Here is a 17,240-nt window from a genome sequence, read left to right on the forward strand (position 1 = left end):
GGGCCCGTCGTGCGCTGTTTCAGCAGCGCGGCGGGACCTCGGGGAACTGGTGACGACTCACGGCGAGGGCGCCCCGTCGGCTGCCGTCGTCTCGTCCTGGGTGCCGGGAACGAGCGGCGCCCCGGAGCGGTAGGCGGCCTCGCCGATCTTGTGGCCGGCGATGGGCACGGTGAACAGTTGCAGGACGATGGCGATCACGAGGACCGTCACCGCCGTCACGCCGGGGGTGAGCACCGCGACGCCGAGCAGTACCGACACCAGGCCGAGGCCGGCGGCCTTGGCCACGGCGTTGGCGCGGTTGTAGACGTCGGGCAGACGCACCAGACCGACCGCGGCGACGCCGATCAGGACGACCCCGAGCCCGACGAACACGTCCCCGAGCACCGTCTGGGCGGTCACGACGACGACCTCGTGGCGACCAGCCGGGCGAACGCGACCGTGGACAGGAAGCCGACCAGGGTGCCGACGAGGACCAGGTCCAGCAGGGCCGGTGCGTCCAGTCGCACGGCCAGCAGCGCGATGGCGGCGAGCACCACCGCGAAGCCGAAGTCCACGGCGAGAGCCCGGTCGGCATCGGTCGGCCCGGCCGTCAACCGCGCCGTCGCCACCGCCAGAGCGAGGGCCAGCACGACGAGGGCGGCATCGATCAGCATCCGCGGGCGGGCAGACGCAGCACGACGTCTACGGGGAGCTGCTCGACGTCGCCTGGGGGTGGGTCGGCTCCGGTGGGTCGGTCGACGACCACCTGTGGGCAGCGTTGTGCGACCTCACCGAGGCCACCATCGAGAACTGGACGACTCCGGACCACGGCATCTGGGAGGTCCGCACCCCAGGGCGGCCGTTCACCTACTCGGTCGCGCTGTGCGCGGTCGCCGTCGCACCGGTCCTCGCGGCGTGGGGCGCCGGTGAGGTGCCGCTGCAGGAGTACCCGGCTGGCTCGGCGGGGCCGGCCGGTCGAGTGACGGCAGCCGGCGGGCGGTCCGGCCAGATGGCCGTGCCCGATCGACGCCCGGACGCCCGGACGCCCGGACGCCCGGACGCCGGTCAGCACGGCGCCAACGCGCAGCCCGCGAGGGCGAGGAAGTCGTCCTCCAGCACCGCCCGGACGGTGCTCATGTAGGTCGCGGTGACGTGCCCGTCGTCCATGTAGACCCGCACGTTGCCGATCAGCGCGGGGCACGTGGTGTCCGTGCAGAAGTAGGGACTGGTGTCCAGGACGCTCACCCCCGGGGGCAACGACGGCTCGGCCTCCGCGAGCAGAGACCCGGTGTAGACCGAGGAGCGCGGCACCTCGCAGGCCGCTGAGGCGTCACCCCACCGCGCCATGCAGTCGGGAACGTCGTCCACGTGCCGCGGGCTGTCCCGCAGGGCGATCACGCGCAGGCCCGCATCCGACAGCTGGGTCCAGGCCGCCAGGAAGCCCGGCGGGACGAACTCCTCGCCCGGCCCGGATCCGGTCCGCGTCCCGAGCGAGACGACGAGATCCGGTTCCAGGGACACGATGCGGTCGACCAGGTGGGCCCGCCAGGTCGCGCACTCCTCGTACCCGGGCCAGCCCTCCTGGATGAACTCCGACTCCGTGGACAGGTTGCAGCCGCCGCGCACCATCGCCACGACCTGCCACGAGTGCGTCTCGGCCATCGCCGCCAGCGGAGGCAGCCACTGGGCGACGTGTGAGTCGCCGACGACGACCACGCGGCGCGGGCGGTCGTCGGAGCCGAGGACGCAGACCTCGGCCTCTGTGGACTGCCACCCGAACTCGTCCTCGCTCCGGCACGTCGCACCGGGGAGCCTCGGCCAGTCGTCGCGGATCACCGACATCGACGGGAGCGGCTCCACGCCCTCGACGCCGCCGGTGTGGATCAGGGGACTGCCCAGCGCGGCCGCCCCCGGGTACGCGGGATCGTCGGCTGCCGTCGCGACGCGGGATGCGCCCCGGTCCAACCACGTCAGCACGAGCCCGCCCGTCGCGGCCAGCGGCAGGGCCGCGACCGCGACGAGGGCCAGGGCCCCGACGGGGCGACGTGCCTTGAGCCGGTCTGCCGCCGGCCGCTCGACCAGCCGATGGGTCACCGCGGCGAGGACGAGGGACAGGGCGACGACGGCGGCCGCGCCCCGCGGCGAGGGAGTCTCCCGCTGCGTGTGGACCAGGTAGAGGACCAGCACGGGCCAATGCCACAGGTAGAGGGGGTAGGAGCGGGCGCCCAGCCAGCGCACCGGGGCGGCACCGAGGACCCGGTGGACTCCCCGCGGGCCCCCGTGGTCGGCGGCGACGAGCACGGCCACGGCACACAGCACCGGCCAGCTCGCCTGCCAGCCGGGGAACTCGTGAGCTCCGTCGAGGACGGCGCCGCAGGCGACGAGCGCGACCACACCGCCCCAGCCGAGCGCCGCTGCCGAGTTCGGTCCCGGGCGGACGTCGCGCAGCAGGAGGGCCACCAGAGCACCGGCACCCAGCTCCCACAGCCGGGGCAGGGAGGAGAAGTACGCCTGCTGCTGGTCGGCGGCGGTCGCCGCGACCGACCAGGCCAACGACGCCGCGGTCACCAGCGCCACCGAGCCCACGACTGCCTGCCGGGCGTGGCGTGTGCAGCCGGCCCACCGGAGGACGGCGGCTCCCGCGGCGACGGCGACCGGCGCCAGCACCAGCACCTGGACCTGAATCGACAGGGACCAGAACTGCTGCATGGGGCTGGCGGCGGCGTTGCTCGCGCTGTAGTCGACCGCGTCGTCCACCAGCCGTGCGTTCTCGGTGAAGGTGACCGAGGACAGCAGGTGCAGCGCCAGCTCGCGCCACCGGCTCTGCGGCATCACCCACACGCTCGCGACCACGGTCGCCAGGAGGACGAGCACGGCGGTGGGCAGCAACCGGGACAGGGTCCGCGTGACCGCCCGCAGGACCGGGACACGGCCCTCGCGGTGCACGTGTGCGCTCATCGCCTGGACGAGGAAGAAGCCGCTGAGGACCAGGAAGACGTCGACGCCGCCGGAGACCCTCCCGCTGGAGACGTGGTAGGCCACGACCAGGGTCACCGCGAGGGCGCGCAGGCCGTCGAGCTCCGTCCGTCGCCGGCTCCGGCCGGCCTCGGGGACGCCACGGACCGTGGACTGGGTCAGGACGGACACGCACGGACTCCCGGGCGCGCGGTCCCAGCGCAGGAGGTCAGGTTGCCGGAGCCCCGGCCACGGTGCCCGTCCGCCCGGCTAGCGGCCCCCACCGGCACTGCCGCCGACCCCACGCGAGTGGCCCCTTCCGCTCGGCTGCGGGCAACGCCGTGTCCTGTGGTGCGGAGCAGTCCTCGCCCTGTGACACGTCGGGTGCCCCGTGGAGTGCCGTGGCTTCCCCCGACGTGGTCCCGGGCGGGCGCCGCAGAGGGCCCGTCCGGCCTCCGGGCTGCTGTCCCCGTCGGGAGTACCGAGCAGGTCGTCCGGGTCGCCCGCCGGGCCCTCCGTCGAGCGGTGCACCGCCCGACGCTCGAGCGCTGAACGCGACGGCATCCGACCTCCTGACGGACCTGCGGCGGGTCCGTGACCGACCGTACGGCTGAGGCCGGAGGGCGTTCAGGAACGCTCCCGGCACGTCATCGGGCCCGGAGGTTGCCGGGAGCCGGAAGTGAGGAGTCGGCTCCTGGTGGTCGCACGGGCATCCACACCGGGACGCAGCCAGGTGCCGTTCGGTCCCGGCAGCCGGTCAGGACCGTGGTCGCCGACGACGTACGAGGGCGGGAGGGCTCGCGGAGAGAGGTCGATGGCCCGCCGGTGTGCAGACGGCGACACCTCTCAAGACTGTGGAGATCTCGCGGCGCGACACAGCGCCACCCCGCCGTGCGCTCACAGTGAGACGACGGGCCGCGGGAAGCGCTCGTGCGTCAGCGACCGGTCCGGCGTCCCGCCGCGGGATGCCATGACCGCACCGCACCGATCAGGAGTCACGCACGGGGACCGGCCCGCGGACACTCCTCGAGTCAGTTGGCGTTCGTCGCGCCGGTGTCAGTCGTGCTCTCCAACAGCTGACCGAGGTCCCACCGCTGGGAGGTCTGCTGCAGCCACCGACCCCACATCTCGACGTCCTGGCCGTAGTCGCCGTCCTGCACGCCCTGCCAGACCTGCCGCAACCGCTCCTGGGCGGCGTCGGGCCGCATGCTCAAGAGGTCCTGCAGGTCGCTGCGCAGGTCCGGGGGAAAGTCGTCCATGAGGTCGACCGTCCGCTCGGCCCAGTCCTCGACACGTTCGCCGTACTCGCCGGCCACCGCGTCACGGAGGACCTGCTCGACCTCTTCGGCACGCTGGTCGGCAGGCAGGTCCTGCAGGTCCGCCAGGTCGTCCTGGAGATCCTGGGGCAACCAGTCGACCTCGTCCGGCGCGGCGTCGCCATCCTCGTCGTCCACGGCGTCGGCAGACCCCTGTGCTGCGCCGCCGGCCGCCTCCGCGGCGTCCTGGGCGGCCTGGCTCGCCTCGTCAGCTGCGTCCTGAGCCGCCTGGGTCGCCTGGTCCGCCGCCTCCTGCGCCTCCTGTGCCGCTTCCTGGGCCGCCCGGGCCGCCTCCTCGGCCGCCCGTTGCGCCGCGTCGATCGCTGCCTGGGCCGCCTCGGCCACCTCGTCGACCGGGTCGGGTGGTGCACCGACCGCCGAGCCCGGGCCGAGGACCAGGGCCGCTGCTGTCAGGGTCGCCGCCCCGGCGCCCACGATCGCACTCCGTCGTCCGTGCCTGCGCAGGTCCACGTCGTCTCCTCCACGTCGGTGTCGGCGCCGCGGGACGGCGCCCTCTCGGCGGGATCGGGGGGCCGGGGCCGCTGCTCGACCGGCCCGCGATCCCTGCTCTCTGGATGCCCAGTGGACCGGCACGGAGCGATGTCGAGGCCGTGACGGTCCGATGACGGTCCTCGGGCTGCCGAGCAGGCATCCGTCCTGCCGGGAGTCGCGGGCGCGGCGCGGACACCGGGGACAGGCGCTCGCGCAGGCGGACGGCACGAGGCCGGCGGATCGGGTCCGGCGACCAGCTGGGGACTCGGGCCTGGTCCGAGAGCAGGGGCCCGCTGTCTGGCGACTCGGGGTGTCGGGCTACACCGTGCAGGTCGACGAGGCGGCAGCGTGACTCGTGCACCCGTGGCGCAGGGCGGAGGACGTGTCGGCTCCGCCGAGGGGCGTCGGCGCCTCGGCCGGCGGATCACACCTTCCCGCGGCCTGCGACGCATGGCGGTGGCTCTGTCCGATCCTCGTCGCCTGGGCGTCGGGCGGTGGCAGTCGCGACGGCTCAGCTGAGGGCCAGGCCACCGCCCATGGCGCGCCTGTCGGGGTCGATCCCGAGGTCTCGGAGCAGGTCGGCGTCCCGGACGGTGTCGACCTCCACGTCCAGGATCCGCTCGGCCCGGCCGGCCTCCTCGGGCTTGCCGCCAGCACGCAGGGTCTGGATGACGTGCCACCTGTCGATCAACACGGCTTGTTCCGACCTCTCCTGTCGATCCTCTGCCTGAGGCACCGGCGACATCGCCTGAGGAGCGCCACAGGTCGTCGTCCCGCGAGCCGGTCCAGCAGGGGACGTGGGTGCCTCTTCCAGCCTGACCGCGCGTCGTCATCGGGGCCACCGTCATCGGCATCCGCCACGGGATCGTCACGTTCCGGGCCGACCCGGCGGTGGAGCGACGTGTCCGGCGGGCACCCGCTGCATCCCGGGTACCGGGACGTGCAGGAGGACGAGTTCGCCACCCTCCTCGGTCACGGACCTCCGGAGGCCCTCCAGGTCCTGCAGGCCGGCGTCGTCGGCGGTGCGGATGTCCTCCAGGTCGAGCGTGACCCGGCCACGGTGGTCTCGCTGGAGGAGGAGGACGGTGCCCCGGACCAGGTCGGCGCCTTGGACCGTGAGGTGTCCACCGGCGTGGATCGTCCGGCGTTCCTGGTCGACGACCTGCGAGAAGGTGTGGTCGTGACCGGCGCCCCACTCCACGGCATCCACCGGGTCCTGGGGCCGACTGTCGGGGGCCGCGCTCGTCGTCTGGTCGCGGAGACCGACGGGCGGCGCTCAGTCATCGAGAGGCTCCAAGCGGATCACGCGCCAGAGACCGGTCCGGAACAGCAGGGCCTCGACGCGACGGTTGGCTCCCCGCAGGACGACGGCGCCGCCCCGGGCCCGGCAGGTGCGGTGCGCCGACAGGAGGCTGGCCACGGCGGAGCTGGACAGGGAGTGCACCGCCGTCAGGTCGACGACGAGCAGCCGGGCTCCGGCGAGCAGGGCGTCGTGCAGGAGCCAACGGGCGTCGGCGAGGCCGTCGGCGAGCAGGGCGTCATCGAGCCGGACGGTCACCACGTCCCCCCGCGATGACGTGTGCGGGGTCCTCGTCGCGAGGGCGTGGGTCATGGAGTCTCCTCGTATCGGTGGATGGCCGGGTCGTCAGCAGCAGGTTGGTCCGCGGACTTTGCGATCCGGCCGCTCACCGCTTTGCGATCTCATGACGACCGGGTGCGCGTGGGGGCATCGACCCGCCCGGGTGGGAGCATCGCCAGCGTGCCGGCCCTCCGTCTTCTCCTCGTCGAGGACGACGACCCGATCCGCACCGCCCTGCGGTGGGCGTTGGAGGACGAGGGCTACGAGGTGGCCGAGGCGGCCAGCGGCGAGGAGGCCGTGCGGCAGGTGTCGGCGGCGGCGCCGGACCTGATGCTCGTCGACCTGATGCTCGGCTCGATGGACGGGTTCGCCGTGATCCGGGAGGTCCGCCGCGACCACGACCTGCCGATCACCGTCGTCAGTGCCCGGGCCGACACCCACGACATCGTGGCCGCGCTGGAGGCCGGCGCCGACGACTACGTCACCAAGCCCTTCCAGGTGAAGGAGATCACCGCCCGGCTGCGGGCGTTGCGGCGGCGCGCGGCATCCACCGGCGGCCAGGGAACACCGGACGCCGGTCCGGCCGAGGTGGTCCTCGACCAGGATCCCGACGCGCCGCTGGTGCTCAAGGCGATGCGGGGCACCGTCCACCGCGGCGAGCAGCAACTGCCGCTGACCCTCACCGAGTTCCGGCTCCTGTGCGAGCTGGCGTCGGCGCCCGGCCGGGTCTTCAGCCGGCAGACCCTGCTCGAGCGGGTCTGGGAGCACGGCTTCTTCGGCGACGAGCGCATCGTCGACGTCCACATCCGGCGGCTGCGCACCAAGGTCGAGCTGGACCCGGGCGCACCGCGGATCGTGGTCACCGTCCGGGGACTGGGCTATCGGCTGGACCCGCAGTGAGGCGTGCCCTCGGGGGACGGGGGCTGCGGGCGCGGATCGTCGTCGGCTTCGCCGCGGGCACGCTGCTCGTGTCCGCGGTCCTGGTGGCCACCACGTGGTTCCTGGCCCGCGGCTACCTGCTCGACCAGCGGGAACGCTCCCTGGTCCGGCAGGCGTTCGTCGATGCCACCGTGCTGGGCAGCCGTCTGGAGACGGCGGGGACCGAGGTGGGTGACCTGCTGGGGGAGATGGTGCCCTCGGGTGGCTCGCAGGTCGTCGTCCGCAGCGGGGGCTCCTGGTACTCCTCCAGCCTGGACGTCGGTGCGCGGGACGTGCCCGAGGACCTGCGGCGGATCGTCGAGTCGGGCGAGCCCGGACGCGTCCGCGTCGACTCGCCCTCCGGCCCTGCGCTGCTGGTCGGAGTCCCGCTTCCCGTCCCGGGCGTGCAGTTCTACGAGCTGTCCCCGTTGACCGAGCTGCAGATGGTGCTGCGCACGCTCGCCGTCGTCCTCGGCGCCGGGGCGCTGACCGCCACCGTCGCGGGTGGTGCGTTCGGTGCGTGGGCCAGCCGGCGCGCCATCTCGCCGCTGGAGCAGGTGGCCGGTGCGGCGATCCGGATCACCGGCGGGGAGCTGACCACCCGGCTGCCGGCCACTGACGACCCCGACCTGGTCGCGATCGTGGCCGCCTTCAACAGCATGGTGGACGCGCTGGCCGCGCGGATCGACCGTGATGCCCGCTTCGTCGGGGACGTCAGCCACGAACTGCGCAGCCCGCTGACCAGCCTCGTCACCAGCGTGGAGGTGCTGGCCACCCGCCGGGGGGAACTGTCCCCTCGGTCCGGGCAGGCGCTGGCCCTGGTCGAACGCGAACTCGGTCGCTTCCGGCGGATGCTCGACGACCTGCTGGAACTGGCCCGCATCGACGGTGCCTCCGCACCGCAGTTCGATCGGCCGGTGTCGCTGACCGCGCTGGTGCGGGAGGTACTCGCTGCCAGCGGGCGTGCCGCGGACCTGCTGACCGCCGATGCCGACGGCGAGACCGCCGTGCTCGGGGACAAGACCGCGCTGGAGCGCGCCGTCGGCAACCTGCTGCAGAACGCCGACCGGCACGCCGGTGGTGCCCGCCGCGTGTCGGTGCACCGACGGGACGGCGCGGTCGTCGTGAGCGTGGACGACGACGGCCCCGGCGTTCCACCGGAAGACCGTGAGCGGATCTTCGAGCGCTTCTCCCGGGGGTCCCGCGCCGCCCGCCGCTCCCTGCCCGGGGTCGGACTCGGTCTCGCCATCGTCGCCGAGACCGCCGCTCGGCACGGGGGAGCGGCGTGGGTCACCACTGCTCCGTCCGGCGGTGCCCGGTTCGTCCTCTCCCTGCCCCGGGTGCAGCAGTGAGGCGAGCCAGGCCGTTCATCGGGGCGGTCCTGCTGGCGGGGCTCGCCGGGTGCGGGGTTCCCATGGGCGCGCCGGCCGAGGCCATCCCGGGCTCGGAGGTGCCTGCGGGGCTGAGCTCACCAGCGGCCACCTCGGTTCCGGTGCCGCCCCCGACGCCGCCCCCGGCGCCGGTGGCCGATCCCGCCCGGGTCTACCTGCTCGGCGCCGACGACGCCCTCGTACCCCGAGCCCGGGCGGTCGCGGGGTCCACGCGGGAGAACCGACTCGAGCGCCTGCTCGACGACCTCGCGGACGGGCCGACGGCCCTCGAGCAGGACCAGCAGTTGTCGACGGCGCTGCCGCCGGACGTCGAGCTGTCGGTCGCCGACGTCGCCGGGGGGACGGCCACCGTCGACATCAGCGGCACCACCGACGCACCGTCCGGGTGGGCCAGCCGCCTCGCGGTGGCACAACTCGTGCTGACCGCCACGAGCGTTCCCGGCGTGGACGACGTCCTGTTGACCATCGATGGCCAACCCGTCGAGGCGCCGCTGCCCTCCGGTGCGCTGACCACCGAGGCGCTCACTCCGGCGGACTACGCGCCGCTCCTCTCGCCGGGCGAGTCCCCACCGTCCTGATCCTCAGGTGGCGCCCCCGGACGCCGCCGCCGTCCGTCGGGGAGGAGCCGACCGGTCCGACGACCGCAGCACGGCGCGACCGGCGGCGAGGCGTCGCACCGCAGGGCGGCTCCAGCTCCCCGAAGGGCCGACCGTCGCGGGCACACGGCTCCACGAACGGAGGCGATCCGCCGGCCGGACACGGAATGCCAGGTCTGGACAGTGGTCTGCTGCGTCATCCGGTCGTCATCCGCGGTCCTCCGCGGTGGTCCGCGCGTGTCAGGTGCGTGACAAACCCCACCGGTTCCCCACCGCGGCGGACCGGACGGGACACCATCGCGAGCAGTCCACACCGGCAGCGACGACGCCGCCGGTGTGGACCCACCGGTAGGCGGGGACGCGGACAACCAGTCCGACGGGTACCGCGCGGTCCCCGTCGGTTCCCCGGTCGGCGCGCCGTCGAGGACGCGACGTCGGGACCCGCCGGCTGCCGCCGCGGCGCGCAGGGGAGACCGAGGTCGGGGCTCGTGCCGCAGCCGACCTCCGCCGGAGCGCGGTCCGTACGCCACAGCCCCCGAGGACACCCTGCAGAGGACGGAGAGCGATGAGCGAGGCCGACAACGCCTGGCGAGTGACCCTGGACGGGCGCCAGCGCGACATCGAGGTCCGCCACGACACGCTGACGGGCGAGATCGTGGTGACCCTCGACGGGAGTGAAGTCGGTGAGGACCGCATGGTCGCCCGCGACAAGGCGGTCGACTTCGCCGTCGGTGACCACGTGGCGGTCGTCTCCGTGGCCTACGCGCAGCTCGGCCTCAGCGCTCGCAGCGCCTTGCACCTCGACGGCCGCTACGTCGAACCGCTGCGCCGCTGACCGGCGGCTGCGCCGCAGTGCCAGCACGCCCGGTCGTAGGGGCGCTGCCGGGTACGACCCGCCGCTGGCCCCTGACGACGGCTACCGCTCCTTCGCAGGCTCCTGACGGGTTCACGGATGGACCAGCCACGGAGCGTGTACCTGCCGGGTCCGCGGAGGTGAGCGGTGCCACTGGCCGGCGGGACGAGCGCGCCGGCCGCTGCCGCGGTGACCTCACGCCGGGGTCAGCTCCGCGCGGCCGCCGGGGCCTCCCGCAGATGGGCCGTCAGCCCGAGCCGGTCGAGTTCCGCGCGGGCGAGGACGTCGTGACGACCGGCCTCCAGATCGCCGACGGGGTCGTCGGTCAGCGTCCGCAGGTGCCGGTAGGGCAGCCGGTCGACGGCACGGTGGGCCAGATACGCCCGCAGACCCTCGTCCGGGGGTGACGAGGCCAACCTGAGTCGCAGGGCACCGACGTCGGCCCGATGGGCGAGGCGGGCCGGGAGGTAGGACCACAGCACCGGGGTCAGCGGGAGCAGCGCGATCGCGACGCCGAGCAGCACGCCCAGCCGCTGCACCGTGACCTCCAGGTCCGCCGCGCCGGCCGACACCTCCTGTGCCGCGGCCCGCACCTCGTCACCCAGCGCTCCGGTGTCGGCGCCGACGAAGGGAAGGCCCCGCAGGGACTGCAGTGCCTCACCGGCCCGGTCGGCGGCGCGGGCGGAGGCCTCGGCCGAGTCGCTCAGCGAGGTCAGCCGGCCGACCTCGTGGCCGGTCCATGCGCCGAGGACGACCCAGAGGACGACCCAGCAGAGCACCAGCCCGTCGAGCAGCCGTAGCCGGGATCGGTCGACGGCACCCAGCACCGAGGTCACGTGGCTCCTCGCTCTCCGGTGGTCGGACGGCTCGACCGTGGCGCTCGTCAGGCCGGAGCCGACGGCCCAGGTCCTGATGGGTCACGGGCCGCCGGCGCGTCGTCCTCGGTGGGGTCCTGGTCGGGGTCGTCGTTGGGGAAGTCGTAGGGCGGCTGGGGGTTCTGTCCCTCCGCGGAGACCATCACGTCGACGGTGACCTCGCCGGCCTCGGCGAAGGTGAAGGTGACGGGAATGGACTGCGAGGAGCGCAGCGACCGGTCGAGGTCGAGCAGGGTCATGTCGGGTGGGCCCTCGACGCCGATGTAGAGGTCGTCGTTGGCGTCCACCTGCAGCGGCAGGCCGGTGCCGTCCTCGGTCTCGACCCGGACCCCGCCGAAGTCCGGTCCGCTGACGTCGACGAGCGAGGCCGGCTCGCCGCCGGAGTTGGTGATCGCCAGGAACAGGCGGGCGTCCTCGCCCTCCTCGTACACGCCATCGAGCGGGTACTCCAGCTGCACCTGGGCCAGGGCGAGGTCGTCGCCGACCCGGACGTCGGGCCCGACCGCGCCGCCGTCGACCTCCTGGCCGGGCTCCTCGAGGGGTGCGTCCTCGTCCAGGCGGTCACCGCAGGCGGTCACCGCCAGCAGCGCACAGGCGGCCAGGACGGACGCGCGGGCGCGGGCCGCGCGCATCGCTCGATGGGTCATCGATACCTCCGGGCGTCGTCTGGGATGGCCCCGGCGCCCCCGCGGGCGACCTCGGAGCCAGTCCGGCTGGCCGGTCGTGGCTGCGGGCGCCGGCATGACCGTTCCCTCTCGCATGGTCGGGGCCCCGCTGGCGGCGGGCCGGTCACACCGTCTTGCTGCCCGCGCCGTCCTGCCGGACGCGGGATCGGCCGGGATGTCACACGACCGTCACGTCCGCCCCGGCCGCCGGACCGGCAGCCGGGGCGGAGGGCGTCCAGACTCCGGTGACATGACCATCGAGGTCTTCGGTCAGGAGATCCGGCTGCTGTTCCTGACGGAGGAGAACGGCACCAAGGTCCTGCTGACCGCCGGGCTGGTGGTCGTCCTCCTGGTGCTGCGCTGGCTCGCCCGCGCCGCGGCCCGTCTGCTGCTCAGGGGCGTGCACAACGAGCAGGCGCGGTTCTGGTCCCGGCAGGGGATCAACCTGGCCGTTGCGCTCGCCCTCCTCTTGGGGGGCCTGTCGATCTGGTTCGACGACCCGGCCCGCCTGGCCACCGGGATCGGGCTGGTCACCGCCGGCCTGGCGTTCGCGCTGCAGAAGGTGATCACCGCGCTCGCCGGCTACCTGGTGATCCTGCGGGGAGAGACGTTCAACGTCGGTGACCGGATCACGATGGGCGGAGTGCGGGGCGACGTGATCGCCCTGGGGTTCATCCGCACCACCATCATGGAGATGGGGCAGCCCCCCGCCGTGCAGCCCGCGGACCCGGCGCAGTGGGTCCGGAGCCGTCAGTACACCGGCAGGGTCGTGACGGTCACCAACGACAAGGTCTTCGACGAGGCGGTCTACAACTACACCCGCGACTTCCCCTACCTGTGGGAGGAGCTGAGTCTCCCCATCCGCTACACCGACGACCGCGGTCGCGCCGAGCAGGTCCTGCTCGACGCCGCCCGGCGGCAGACCGTCGCGGCCGACGACGTGCCGGCGGCTGCGCTGGCCGCGATGCAGCAGCGCTACTTCGTCCGGGAGGCGGACCTGGAACCGCGGGTGTACTGGCGGTTGACAGACAACTGGCTGGAACTGACCGTCCGATTCCTGACCGGGGTGTACGGGGTCCGCGACGTCAAGGACACGATGGCACGGGAGGTCCTCGCCGCGCTCGAGGAGGCCGGCATCGGCCTGGCCTCGGCGACCTTCGAGGTCGTCGGGGTACCGCCGCTGCGGCTGACCCCGGAGACCTGAGCGGAGCGGTGGTGTGGTCGGCTCCGTCCGGCACCTGCCCCACCTGGCCGAGGTGATCGGCCCGACGACTCCGGGTGCCGGGCCGGGGTTGATGACGATTGCGCGACGGCTGGTCGGGCCGGCGCTGACTGGCGTTACGCCTGCGTGACGGTCCTCCCGGACAGCGGATGACCGCTCCGAGGGCGGGCAGGTGGACCGGTGTCACCGATCCGTCCACCTGCCACGGTCGGCAGCCCGGGAGGAAGGCCATGACGCCCACCCCTCGCAGCTGCAGGCGCCCGGGTGCCGCCCGGGTCGCCGCCGCGGCGGTGTCCGCTGTCCTCGCCGCCTGCAGTGAGGCAGTGCCGGTCGACGACGGGGGGCGTCGGGCGAATCCGCCGCGGCGCCGCCCGACGAGGACGGGTCGGTGCCGATGGATGGTGCCCGGCGGGATGTCCCGCACGCACCGAGGGCCCGGTCCGGCGTGACGGCCGGCTCCGCCGATCGACGATCCGAGGAGTGAAGCAGCATGGCCACGAGCATCGAGCAGGACGTCCGGACGCCCGGGCGGATCACCGACCTGGTCCGGTGGGGGCCGGTGGTCGCCGGGGTGGTCATCGCCCTGGGCTTCTTCGCCCTGATGAACGTCCTGTGGCTGGCGTTGGCCTACAGCGTCGACGGCGGTGACGGGAACGGCTGGATCAGCGGCAACCTCGGCTGGTTCATCGGCGTGACCGCGGCCGCGGCCCTGATGCTGGCGGGCTTCCTCGCCGGTCTCCTCTCCGGGCCGCGAGGTGTCGCGGCCGGGGTGACCAACGGTCTCACCGCCTGGGCCCTGCTGTTCGTCCTGTCCCTGACCGCCGTCGTCCCGGGTGCGCTCGACCTCACCGACCAACTGGGCGCCGGTGTGCAGGACGGTCAGGCGACGGTGGGTGGACCACTGGGGACGGCCGGCGGCGGGTTCACCGTCGAGTCGGCGCTGTGGGTGAGCTTCTGGTCCCTGCTGGCCGGCGTGGTGCTGGCCGCACTGGGGGGCATCCTCGGCGGCAAGCTGCGGCGCCCGGTCGTGGAGGCCGAGCGCGACAGCCGCAACTCCGAGCCGCGGACCGTTGCGCCCGCAGCGGCCCCGGCCGCGGGGGTGACCGTGACAGACAACCACGTCGTCGATCGGGACCCGATCGACCGATCCGACGACACCACGGTCGTCACGGAGGACGTCTCGCGTCGTCGTTGAGTCACCTGGGCAGGCGCTGAGGCGGCCTCATCCCTCCTCGGCACGGAGGCACCCGACCGCGTGCGGTCGGGTGCCTCCGTGGTCGCCGGGACCGCGTCCTCCTGGTCGCCGGATCCGCCCGCGGCACCGATCGGGTATCGGGTCAACCGGAGAGCCGGGCTGCGGGCCGACCACGGGCGGCCTCGGTCGCGGCCGTGCCGGTGCCGCCGTCCGTCCGATCGTCCTCGGCGGTGACTCCCGGTGGCGGAGGCAGCCCGTACCCCGCTCCCGACGAGCGAGCAGCGCCGGCTCGGCCGTTCTCACCGCGTGCCGATCGCGGGGTCGGCGCCGCCGACCGGCGTGGAGAGCACGGGACGGGCCACCGCGGTCAGCGGGCGCATCACGCGGAGAACCGCGGAGGCAGGAAGAGCTCGACGGGCGTCTCGGCGTTCGTGTCGGGTGCTCCCTGCCGGTGTCCGGCGGCACCGGGGCACGACGACCGACCGAGGACCTGACTGCGGGCAGGGATCTCTCGGGGGCGGTGGTCCACGGTGAGCGCGCCCGGTCACTCGCCGGGACGCAGCTCGAAGAAGGCGACCTGCGGCGGGGCGTTGATCCGGATGGGGGCCAGGCTGAAGCCGATCCCGCAGGTCACGAACATGCGGTTGCCCGCCGCGCCGTAGCCCTGCGGCGCCCAACCGTCGGCGACGATCCGCTCCTCGCTGGTCAGCGCCAGGTACGCCCAGCGTGGTGTGCCGGGGAGGGCGACCTGGCCGCAGTGGGTGTGTCCGGCGAGGGTCAGCGGGGCGCTGCCCGGCGGCAGCTGCGGGAAGACGGTCGGGTTGTGCACCAGCACCACGCGGGGGGCGTCGTCGGGCACGTCGGCCAGCGCCTGGTCCACGTCGACGAGGCCGGGGGTGTCGGGACCGATACCGACGACGTGCAGCGCCGGTCCGTCCGCACCCGCGGGTCCGGGCACCGGCGCGGCCTCGTTGAGCAGGACCGGCACGCCGGCGCCCTCGAGCGCGGTCGTCAGCTCGTCGGCCGCATCGACGGCGTGGTCGTGGTTGCCGAGGACGGCGAAGGTCGGGATGCCGGAGTCCAGCAGCGGGCCGAGCAGCTCGAGCAGGGTGTCGATCTGCGCCTCGATGCTGGGGTCGGTGCTGTAGACGAAGTCCCCGCCGAGCAGGGCGACGTCGGGCTCGGCGGCGGTGATGGTGGCCACCGCCCGTTCGACCATGCCGGTGTTGGCGAACCACATGCCCAGCTGGAGGTCGGAGACGACCGCCACCTCGGTGCCCGCCAGTTCCTCGCCGACGCGGGGCAGCGGCACCTCGGCGCGCACCTCGTCGAGGACCAGGCGGGGCTCCACGAACACCCCGTAGGCGAGGACCAGCGTCAGCAGGATGCCGAGCGCGGCGCCGATCCGCTTGAGCCAGCGGCTCACGATGCCCTCCGTTCGTCGGTGCCGGCGCGGACCCGGGCCAGCAGGGCGCGCAGCGCGGCGGCCACCGCGCGGGGATGGGTCAGGGGCACCATGTGGCCGGCGCCGGGAACCAGCACCAGCCGGGCCGCGGGTCCGACCCGGTCGGCGAGCCGGCGGGCGGACCTGGCCGCGAGGGTGCCGTCGGAGGTACCGGCGAGGACCAGCACGGGGACCCGACCCAGCACGCGGACGGCAGCGTGCTCGTCGTAGGCCGCGAGGCCGGCCAGGAACGCCGACACCACCGCCAGCGGGGTGGCCGCCCAGAGATCGACCATCGCGGCGACGGCGGGTTCCGGCGGGCCGGTGGCGAACAGCCGCCTGCGCAGCCACCGCCGTCCGATCCGGCTGCGGACCAGACCGGCCCGCTGCAGCACGGGAGCGCCCAGCCACAGCAGCCGGGCGGCCACCGGACCGAGCCCGGTTCGCAGGACGAGGCGGACCGCGGAGGGCAGCACGCCGGCCCGGGCGATCGGATCCGCGGTGTGGACAGCAGGGCCACGCCGGCCACCCGCCCGCCGAGGAGCTCCGGGCGCTCGCGCAGCAGCGCCAGCACCGCCATCCCGCCCAGCGAGTGCCCCGCCAGGACGACGGGTGCGGTGTCCGTGCACGCGTCGAGGATCCGGCCGAGGTCCCGTCCCAGCCGGCGCACGGTGGCCGACCGGGGACCGGCCCATCCGCTGCGGCCGTGCCCGCGCTGGTCGTAGCAGACCAGCCGGACCGGGCTCCGCAGCGCGGTGCGGAGCGGGTCGAACACCGACGAGTCGGCGGCCAGGCCGTGCACCAGGACGACGGTCACCGGCGCGTCGACACGGCCGGTTCGCTCGACGTGCAGCGACACGCCGTCCTCGGTGCGCACACCGCGCGGGTCGCCGTGCCGCCGGCCCGTGAGGTGCCGGGTTCCGCGGAGCCGGAGGACGATGAGAGTCACCGCCGCCGAGGCCGCGGCGAGGGCCGCCCGTCCCTTCATCGCCGGGTCTCCGCTGCCGTCCGCGTGCCCGCCCCGGCCCGGGTACCGCGCCCCGGCGGGGGGAGCAGGAGGCGGGCGCAGGCGGTCACCCACAGACCCCCCAGCAGGAGACCGGCGACGACGTCCGTCGGGTGGTGGGCGGCGACGTACACCCGGCTGGTCCCGACGGTGAGCGCGACGACGACGGGTAGGGCGAGCACCGCCCAGCCCCCGCGTCCCCGCCCGTAGGAGAGGACGAGTGCCGCGGCCGCGCCGTAGGCGGCCGCGGCGGCGGCCGCGTGACCCGAGGGCCAGCTGGCGCCGGTCGGGAGACCCGAGGTGAGGTCGGCGACGGCCGGGCGCACCCGGTCGACGACCTGCGCGGTGATCCAGTACAGGACGACCTCGCCGGCCAGTGTGGTGGTGACGAACACGACCGGTCGCCAGCACGCGACCACGGCCAGGGCCAGCGTGGCCAGGACGAGGCCCAGGGCGACCACGATCCGGGTGCCGGCCAGGGAGCTCACCGTCTCCATGGCGGTGGTCAGCCCGCTGCTGCGGATCTCCACGAACCAGGCGACGACACCGCGGTCGACCCGGCCCAGCCAGGTGGTCGGCAGGAGGCCGGTCACCAGCAGGCCGAGCCCGGTGAGCAGTCCGGCCAGCACGAGCGCGACGACGGCGAGCCGGGCCGGGGGGGGGGGGGGGGGGGGGGGGGGGGGGGGGGGGGGGGGGGGGGGGGGGGGGGGGGGGGTGGGGGGGGGGCGGGGGGTGGGTCGGGGGGGGGGGGGGG

Annotated in this window: 19 protein-coding genes and 1 pseudogene; 7 read left to right on the plus strand and 13 right to left on the minus strand. The window is 74.5% G+C overall.

The features are described from left to right. Positions 1-57: 57 nt before the first annotated feature. The gene (mnhG, locus tag ACI79O_RS17460; RefSeq protein ID WP_456914774.1) at positions 58-399 is read right to left on the minus strand and encodes a monovalent cation/H(+) antiporter subunit G; all 342 of its coding nucleotides are present in this window, start codon (positions 397-399) and stop codon (positions 58-60) included. After that, positions 396-653: a monovalent cation/H+ antiporter complex subunit F gene (locus ACI79O_RS17465; protein WP_456914775.1), complete on the minus strand. Its 258-nt coding sequence runs from the start codon at positions 651-653 to the stop codon at positions 396-398. Before ACI79O_RS17465 ends, mnhG begins: the two co-directional genes overlap by 4 nt. Positions 654-691: 38 nt before the next feature. Here ACI79O_RS17465 and ACI79O_RS17470 point away from each other — a divergent pair, with 38 nt between their 5' ends. Continuing rightward, a complete protein-coding gene (locus tag ACI79O_RS17470) occupies positions 692-1,120 on the plus strand; it encodes a glycoside hydrolase family 15 protein (RefSeq protein ID WP_456914786.1) in 429 nt (142 codons plus the stop codon). On the opposite strand, the gene ACI79O_RS17475 is transcribed toward ACI79O_RS17470, so the two are convergent. The 5 genes from ACI79O_RS17475 to ACI79O_RS17495 all read right to left on the minus strand — a co-directional run bounded on the left by ACI79O_RS17475 (position 1,045) and on the right by ACI79O_RS17495 (position 6,354). Next, the gene (locus ACI79O_RS17475; RefSeq protein ID WP_456914776.1) at positions 1,045-3,126 is read right to left on the minus strand and encodes an acyltransferase family protein; all 2,082 of its coding nucleotides are present in this window, start codon (positions 3,124-3,126) and stop codon (positions 1,045-1,047) included. The two genes, ACI79O_RS17470 and ACI79O_RS17475, sit on opposite strands and share 76 nt — an antisense overlap. 839 nt (positions 3,127-3,965) lie before the next feature. Further along, positions 3,966-4,595: a hypothetical protein gene (locus ACI79O_RS17480; protein WP_456891698.1), complete on the minus strand. Its 630-nt coding sequence runs from the start codon at positions 4,593-4,595 to the stop codon at positions 3,966-3,968. 658 nt (positions 4,596-5,253) lie between these two features. After that, positions 5,254-5,436 carry a hypothetical protein gene (locus ACI79O_RS17485; RefSeq protein WP_456891700.1) on the minus strand — a complete coding sequence of 61 codons (183 nt, stop codon included), beginning with the start codon at positions 5,434-5,436 and terminating at the stop codon, positions 5,254-5,256. A gap of 174 nt (positions 5,437-5,610) precedes the next feature. After that, positions 5,611-5,952 (minus strand): hypothetical protein, encoded by a 342-nt coding sequence (locus tag ACI79O_RS17490; protein ID WP_456914777.1) that lies wholly within the window; start codon positions 5,950-5,952, stop codon positions 5,611-5,613. Between the two features lie 66 nt (positions 5,953-6,018). Continuing rightward, positions 6,019-6,354 carry an STAS domain-containing protein gene (locus tag ACI79O_RS17495; protein WP_456891704.1) on the minus strand — a complete coding sequence of 112 codons (336 nt, stop codon included), beginning with the start codon at positions 6,352-6,354 and terminating at the stop codon, positions 6,019-6,021. Between the two features lie 147 nt (positions 6,355-6,501). Here ACI79O_RS17495 and ACI79O_RS17500 point away from each other — a divergent pair, with 147 nt between their 5' ends. From ACI79O_RS17500 to ACI79O_RS17515, 4 genes are all read left to right on the plus strand, one after another. Further along, positions 6,502-7,221, plus strand: a complete 720-nt coding sequence (locus ACI79O_RS17500; protein WP_456891706.1) for a response regulator — start codon at positions 6,502-6,504, stop codon at positions 7,219-7,221. After that, positions 7,218-8,591 (plus strand): sensor histidine kinase, encoded by a 1,374-nt coding sequence (locus ACI79O_RS17505; protein ID WP_456914778.1) that lies wholly within the window; start codon positions 7,218-7,220, stop codon positions 8,589-8,591. Before ACI79O_RS17500 ends, ACI79O_RS17505 begins: the two co-directional genes overlap by 4 nt. Beyond that, complete coding sequence (locus ACI79O_RS17510; RefSeq protein ID WP_456914779.1) at positions 8,588-9,208, plus strand: GerMN domain-containing protein; 621 nt, start codon at positions 8,588-8,590, stop codon at positions 9,206-9,208. Before ACI79O_RS17505 ends, ACI79O_RS17510 begins: the two co-directional genes overlap by 4 nt. Before the next feature lie 583 nt (positions 9,209-9,791). Further along, a complete protein-coding gene (locus tag ACI79O_RS17515; protein WP_456891711.1) occupies positions 9,792-10,061 on the plus strand; it encodes a hypothetical protein in 270 nt (89 codons plus the stop codon). A gap of 224 nt (positions 10,062-10,285) precedes the next feature. Here the strand turns inward: ACI79O_RS17515 and ACI79O_RS17520 are convergent, their stop codons facing one another. Both ACI79O_RS17520 and ACI79O_RS17525 read right to left on the minus strand, forming a co-directional pair. After that, complete coding sequence (locus ACI79O_RS17520; protein WP_456914780.1) at positions 10,286-10,915, minus strand: hypothetical protein; 630 nt, start codon at positions 10,913-10,915, stop codon at positions 10,286-10,288. 47 nt (positions 10,916-10,962) lie between these two features. Further along, positions 10,963-11,601, minus strand: a complete 639-nt coding sequence (locus tag ACI79O_RS17525; protein ID WP_456914781.1) for a hypothetical protein — start codon at positions 11,599-11,601, stop codon at positions 10,963-10,965. Between the two features lie 268 nt (positions 11,602-11,869). Between ACI79O_RS17525 and ACI79O_RS17530 the strand changes: the two genes are divergently transcribed. Continuing rightward, positions 11,870-12,823, plus strand: coding sequence for a mechanosensitive ion channel family protein (locus ACI79O_RS17530; protein WP_456914782.1), 954 nt, complete (start codon positions 11,870-11,872; stop codon positions 12,821-12,823). A 508-nt stretch (positions 12,824-13,331) separates the two neighbouring features. Beyond that, positions 13,332-14,036 (plus strand): hypothetical protein, encoded by a 705-nt coding sequence (locus tag ACI79O_RS17535; protein WP_456914783.1) that lies wholly within the window; start codon positions 13,332-13,334, stop codon positions 14,034-14,036. Positions 14,037-14,580: 544 nt separating this feature from the next. Here the strand turns inward: ACI79O_RS17535 and ACI79O_RS17540 are convergent. The 4 genes and pseudogenes from ACI79O_RS17540 to ACI79O_RS17555 form a co-directional block, all read right to left on the minus strand. Then, entirely contained in the window at positions 14,581-15,462 is an 882-nt protein-coding gene (locus ACI79O_RS17540; protein WP_456914784.1) for a metallophosphoesterase, read from the minus strand. Next, positions 15,459-15,776, minus strand: a complete 318-nt coding sequence (locus ACI79O_RS17545) for an alpha/beta fold hydrolase (RefSeq protein WP_456914787.1) — start codon at positions 15,774-15,776, stop codon at positions 15,459-15,461. The genes ACI79O_RS17540 and ACI79O_RS17545 overlap by 4 nt, the downstream gene beginning before the upstream one ends. Then, positions 15,722-16,468 (minus strand): annotated as a pseudogene (locus tag ACI79O_RS17550) (alpha/beta fold hydrolase); the annotation flags it as partial. The gene ACI79O_RS17545 and the pseudogene ACI79O_RS17550, both read right to left, overlap by 55 nt. Then, on the minus strand, positions 16,465-17,115 hold the full coding sequence (locus ACI79O_RS17555; protein WP_456914785.1) for a phosphatase PAP2 family protein: 651 nt from the start codon (positions 17,113-17,115) through the stop codon (positions 16,465-16,467). The pseudogene ACI79O_RS17550 and the gene ACI79O_RS17555, both read right to left, overlap by 4 nt. Positions 17,116-17,240 lie beyond the last annotated feature (125 nt).

Source organism: Geodermatophilus sp. SYSU D00696 (assembly GCF_054050235.1).

What these genes read in the sequence shown, in the direction of transcription:
- ACI79O_RS17465 (WP_456914775.1), bottom strand. Translation starts at nt 653, where the DNA reads ATGCTGATCGATGCCGCCCTCGTCGTGCTGGCCCTCGCTCTGGCGGTG.
- ACI79O_RS17495 (WP_456891704.1), bottom strand. Translation starts at nt 6,354, where the DNA reads ATGACCCACGCCCTCGCGACGAGGACCCCGCACACGTCATCGCGGGGG.
- ACI79O_RS17515 (WP_456891711.1), top strand. Translation starts at nt 9,792, where the DNA reads ATGAGCGAGGCCGACAACGCCTGGCGAGTGACCCTGGACGGGCGCCAG.
- ACI79O_RS17525 (WP_456914781.1), bottom strand. Translation starts at nt 11,601, where the DNA reads ATGACCCATCGAGCGATGCGCGCGGCCCGCGCCCGCGCGTCCGTCCTG.
- ACI79O_RS17530 (WP_456914782.1), top strand. Translation starts at nt 11,870, where the DNA reads ATGACCATCGAGGTCTTCGGTCAGGAGATCCGGCTGCTGTTCCTGACG.
- ACI79O_RS17535 (WP_456914783.1), top strand. Translation starts at nt 13,332, where the DNA reads ATGGCCACGAGCATCGAGCAGGACGTCCGGACGCCCGGGCGGATCACC.
- ACI79O_RS17545 (WP_456914787.1), bottom strand. Translation starts at nt 15,776, where the DNA reads ATGGTCGATCTCTGGGCGGCCACCCCGCTGGCGGTGGTGTCGGCGTTC.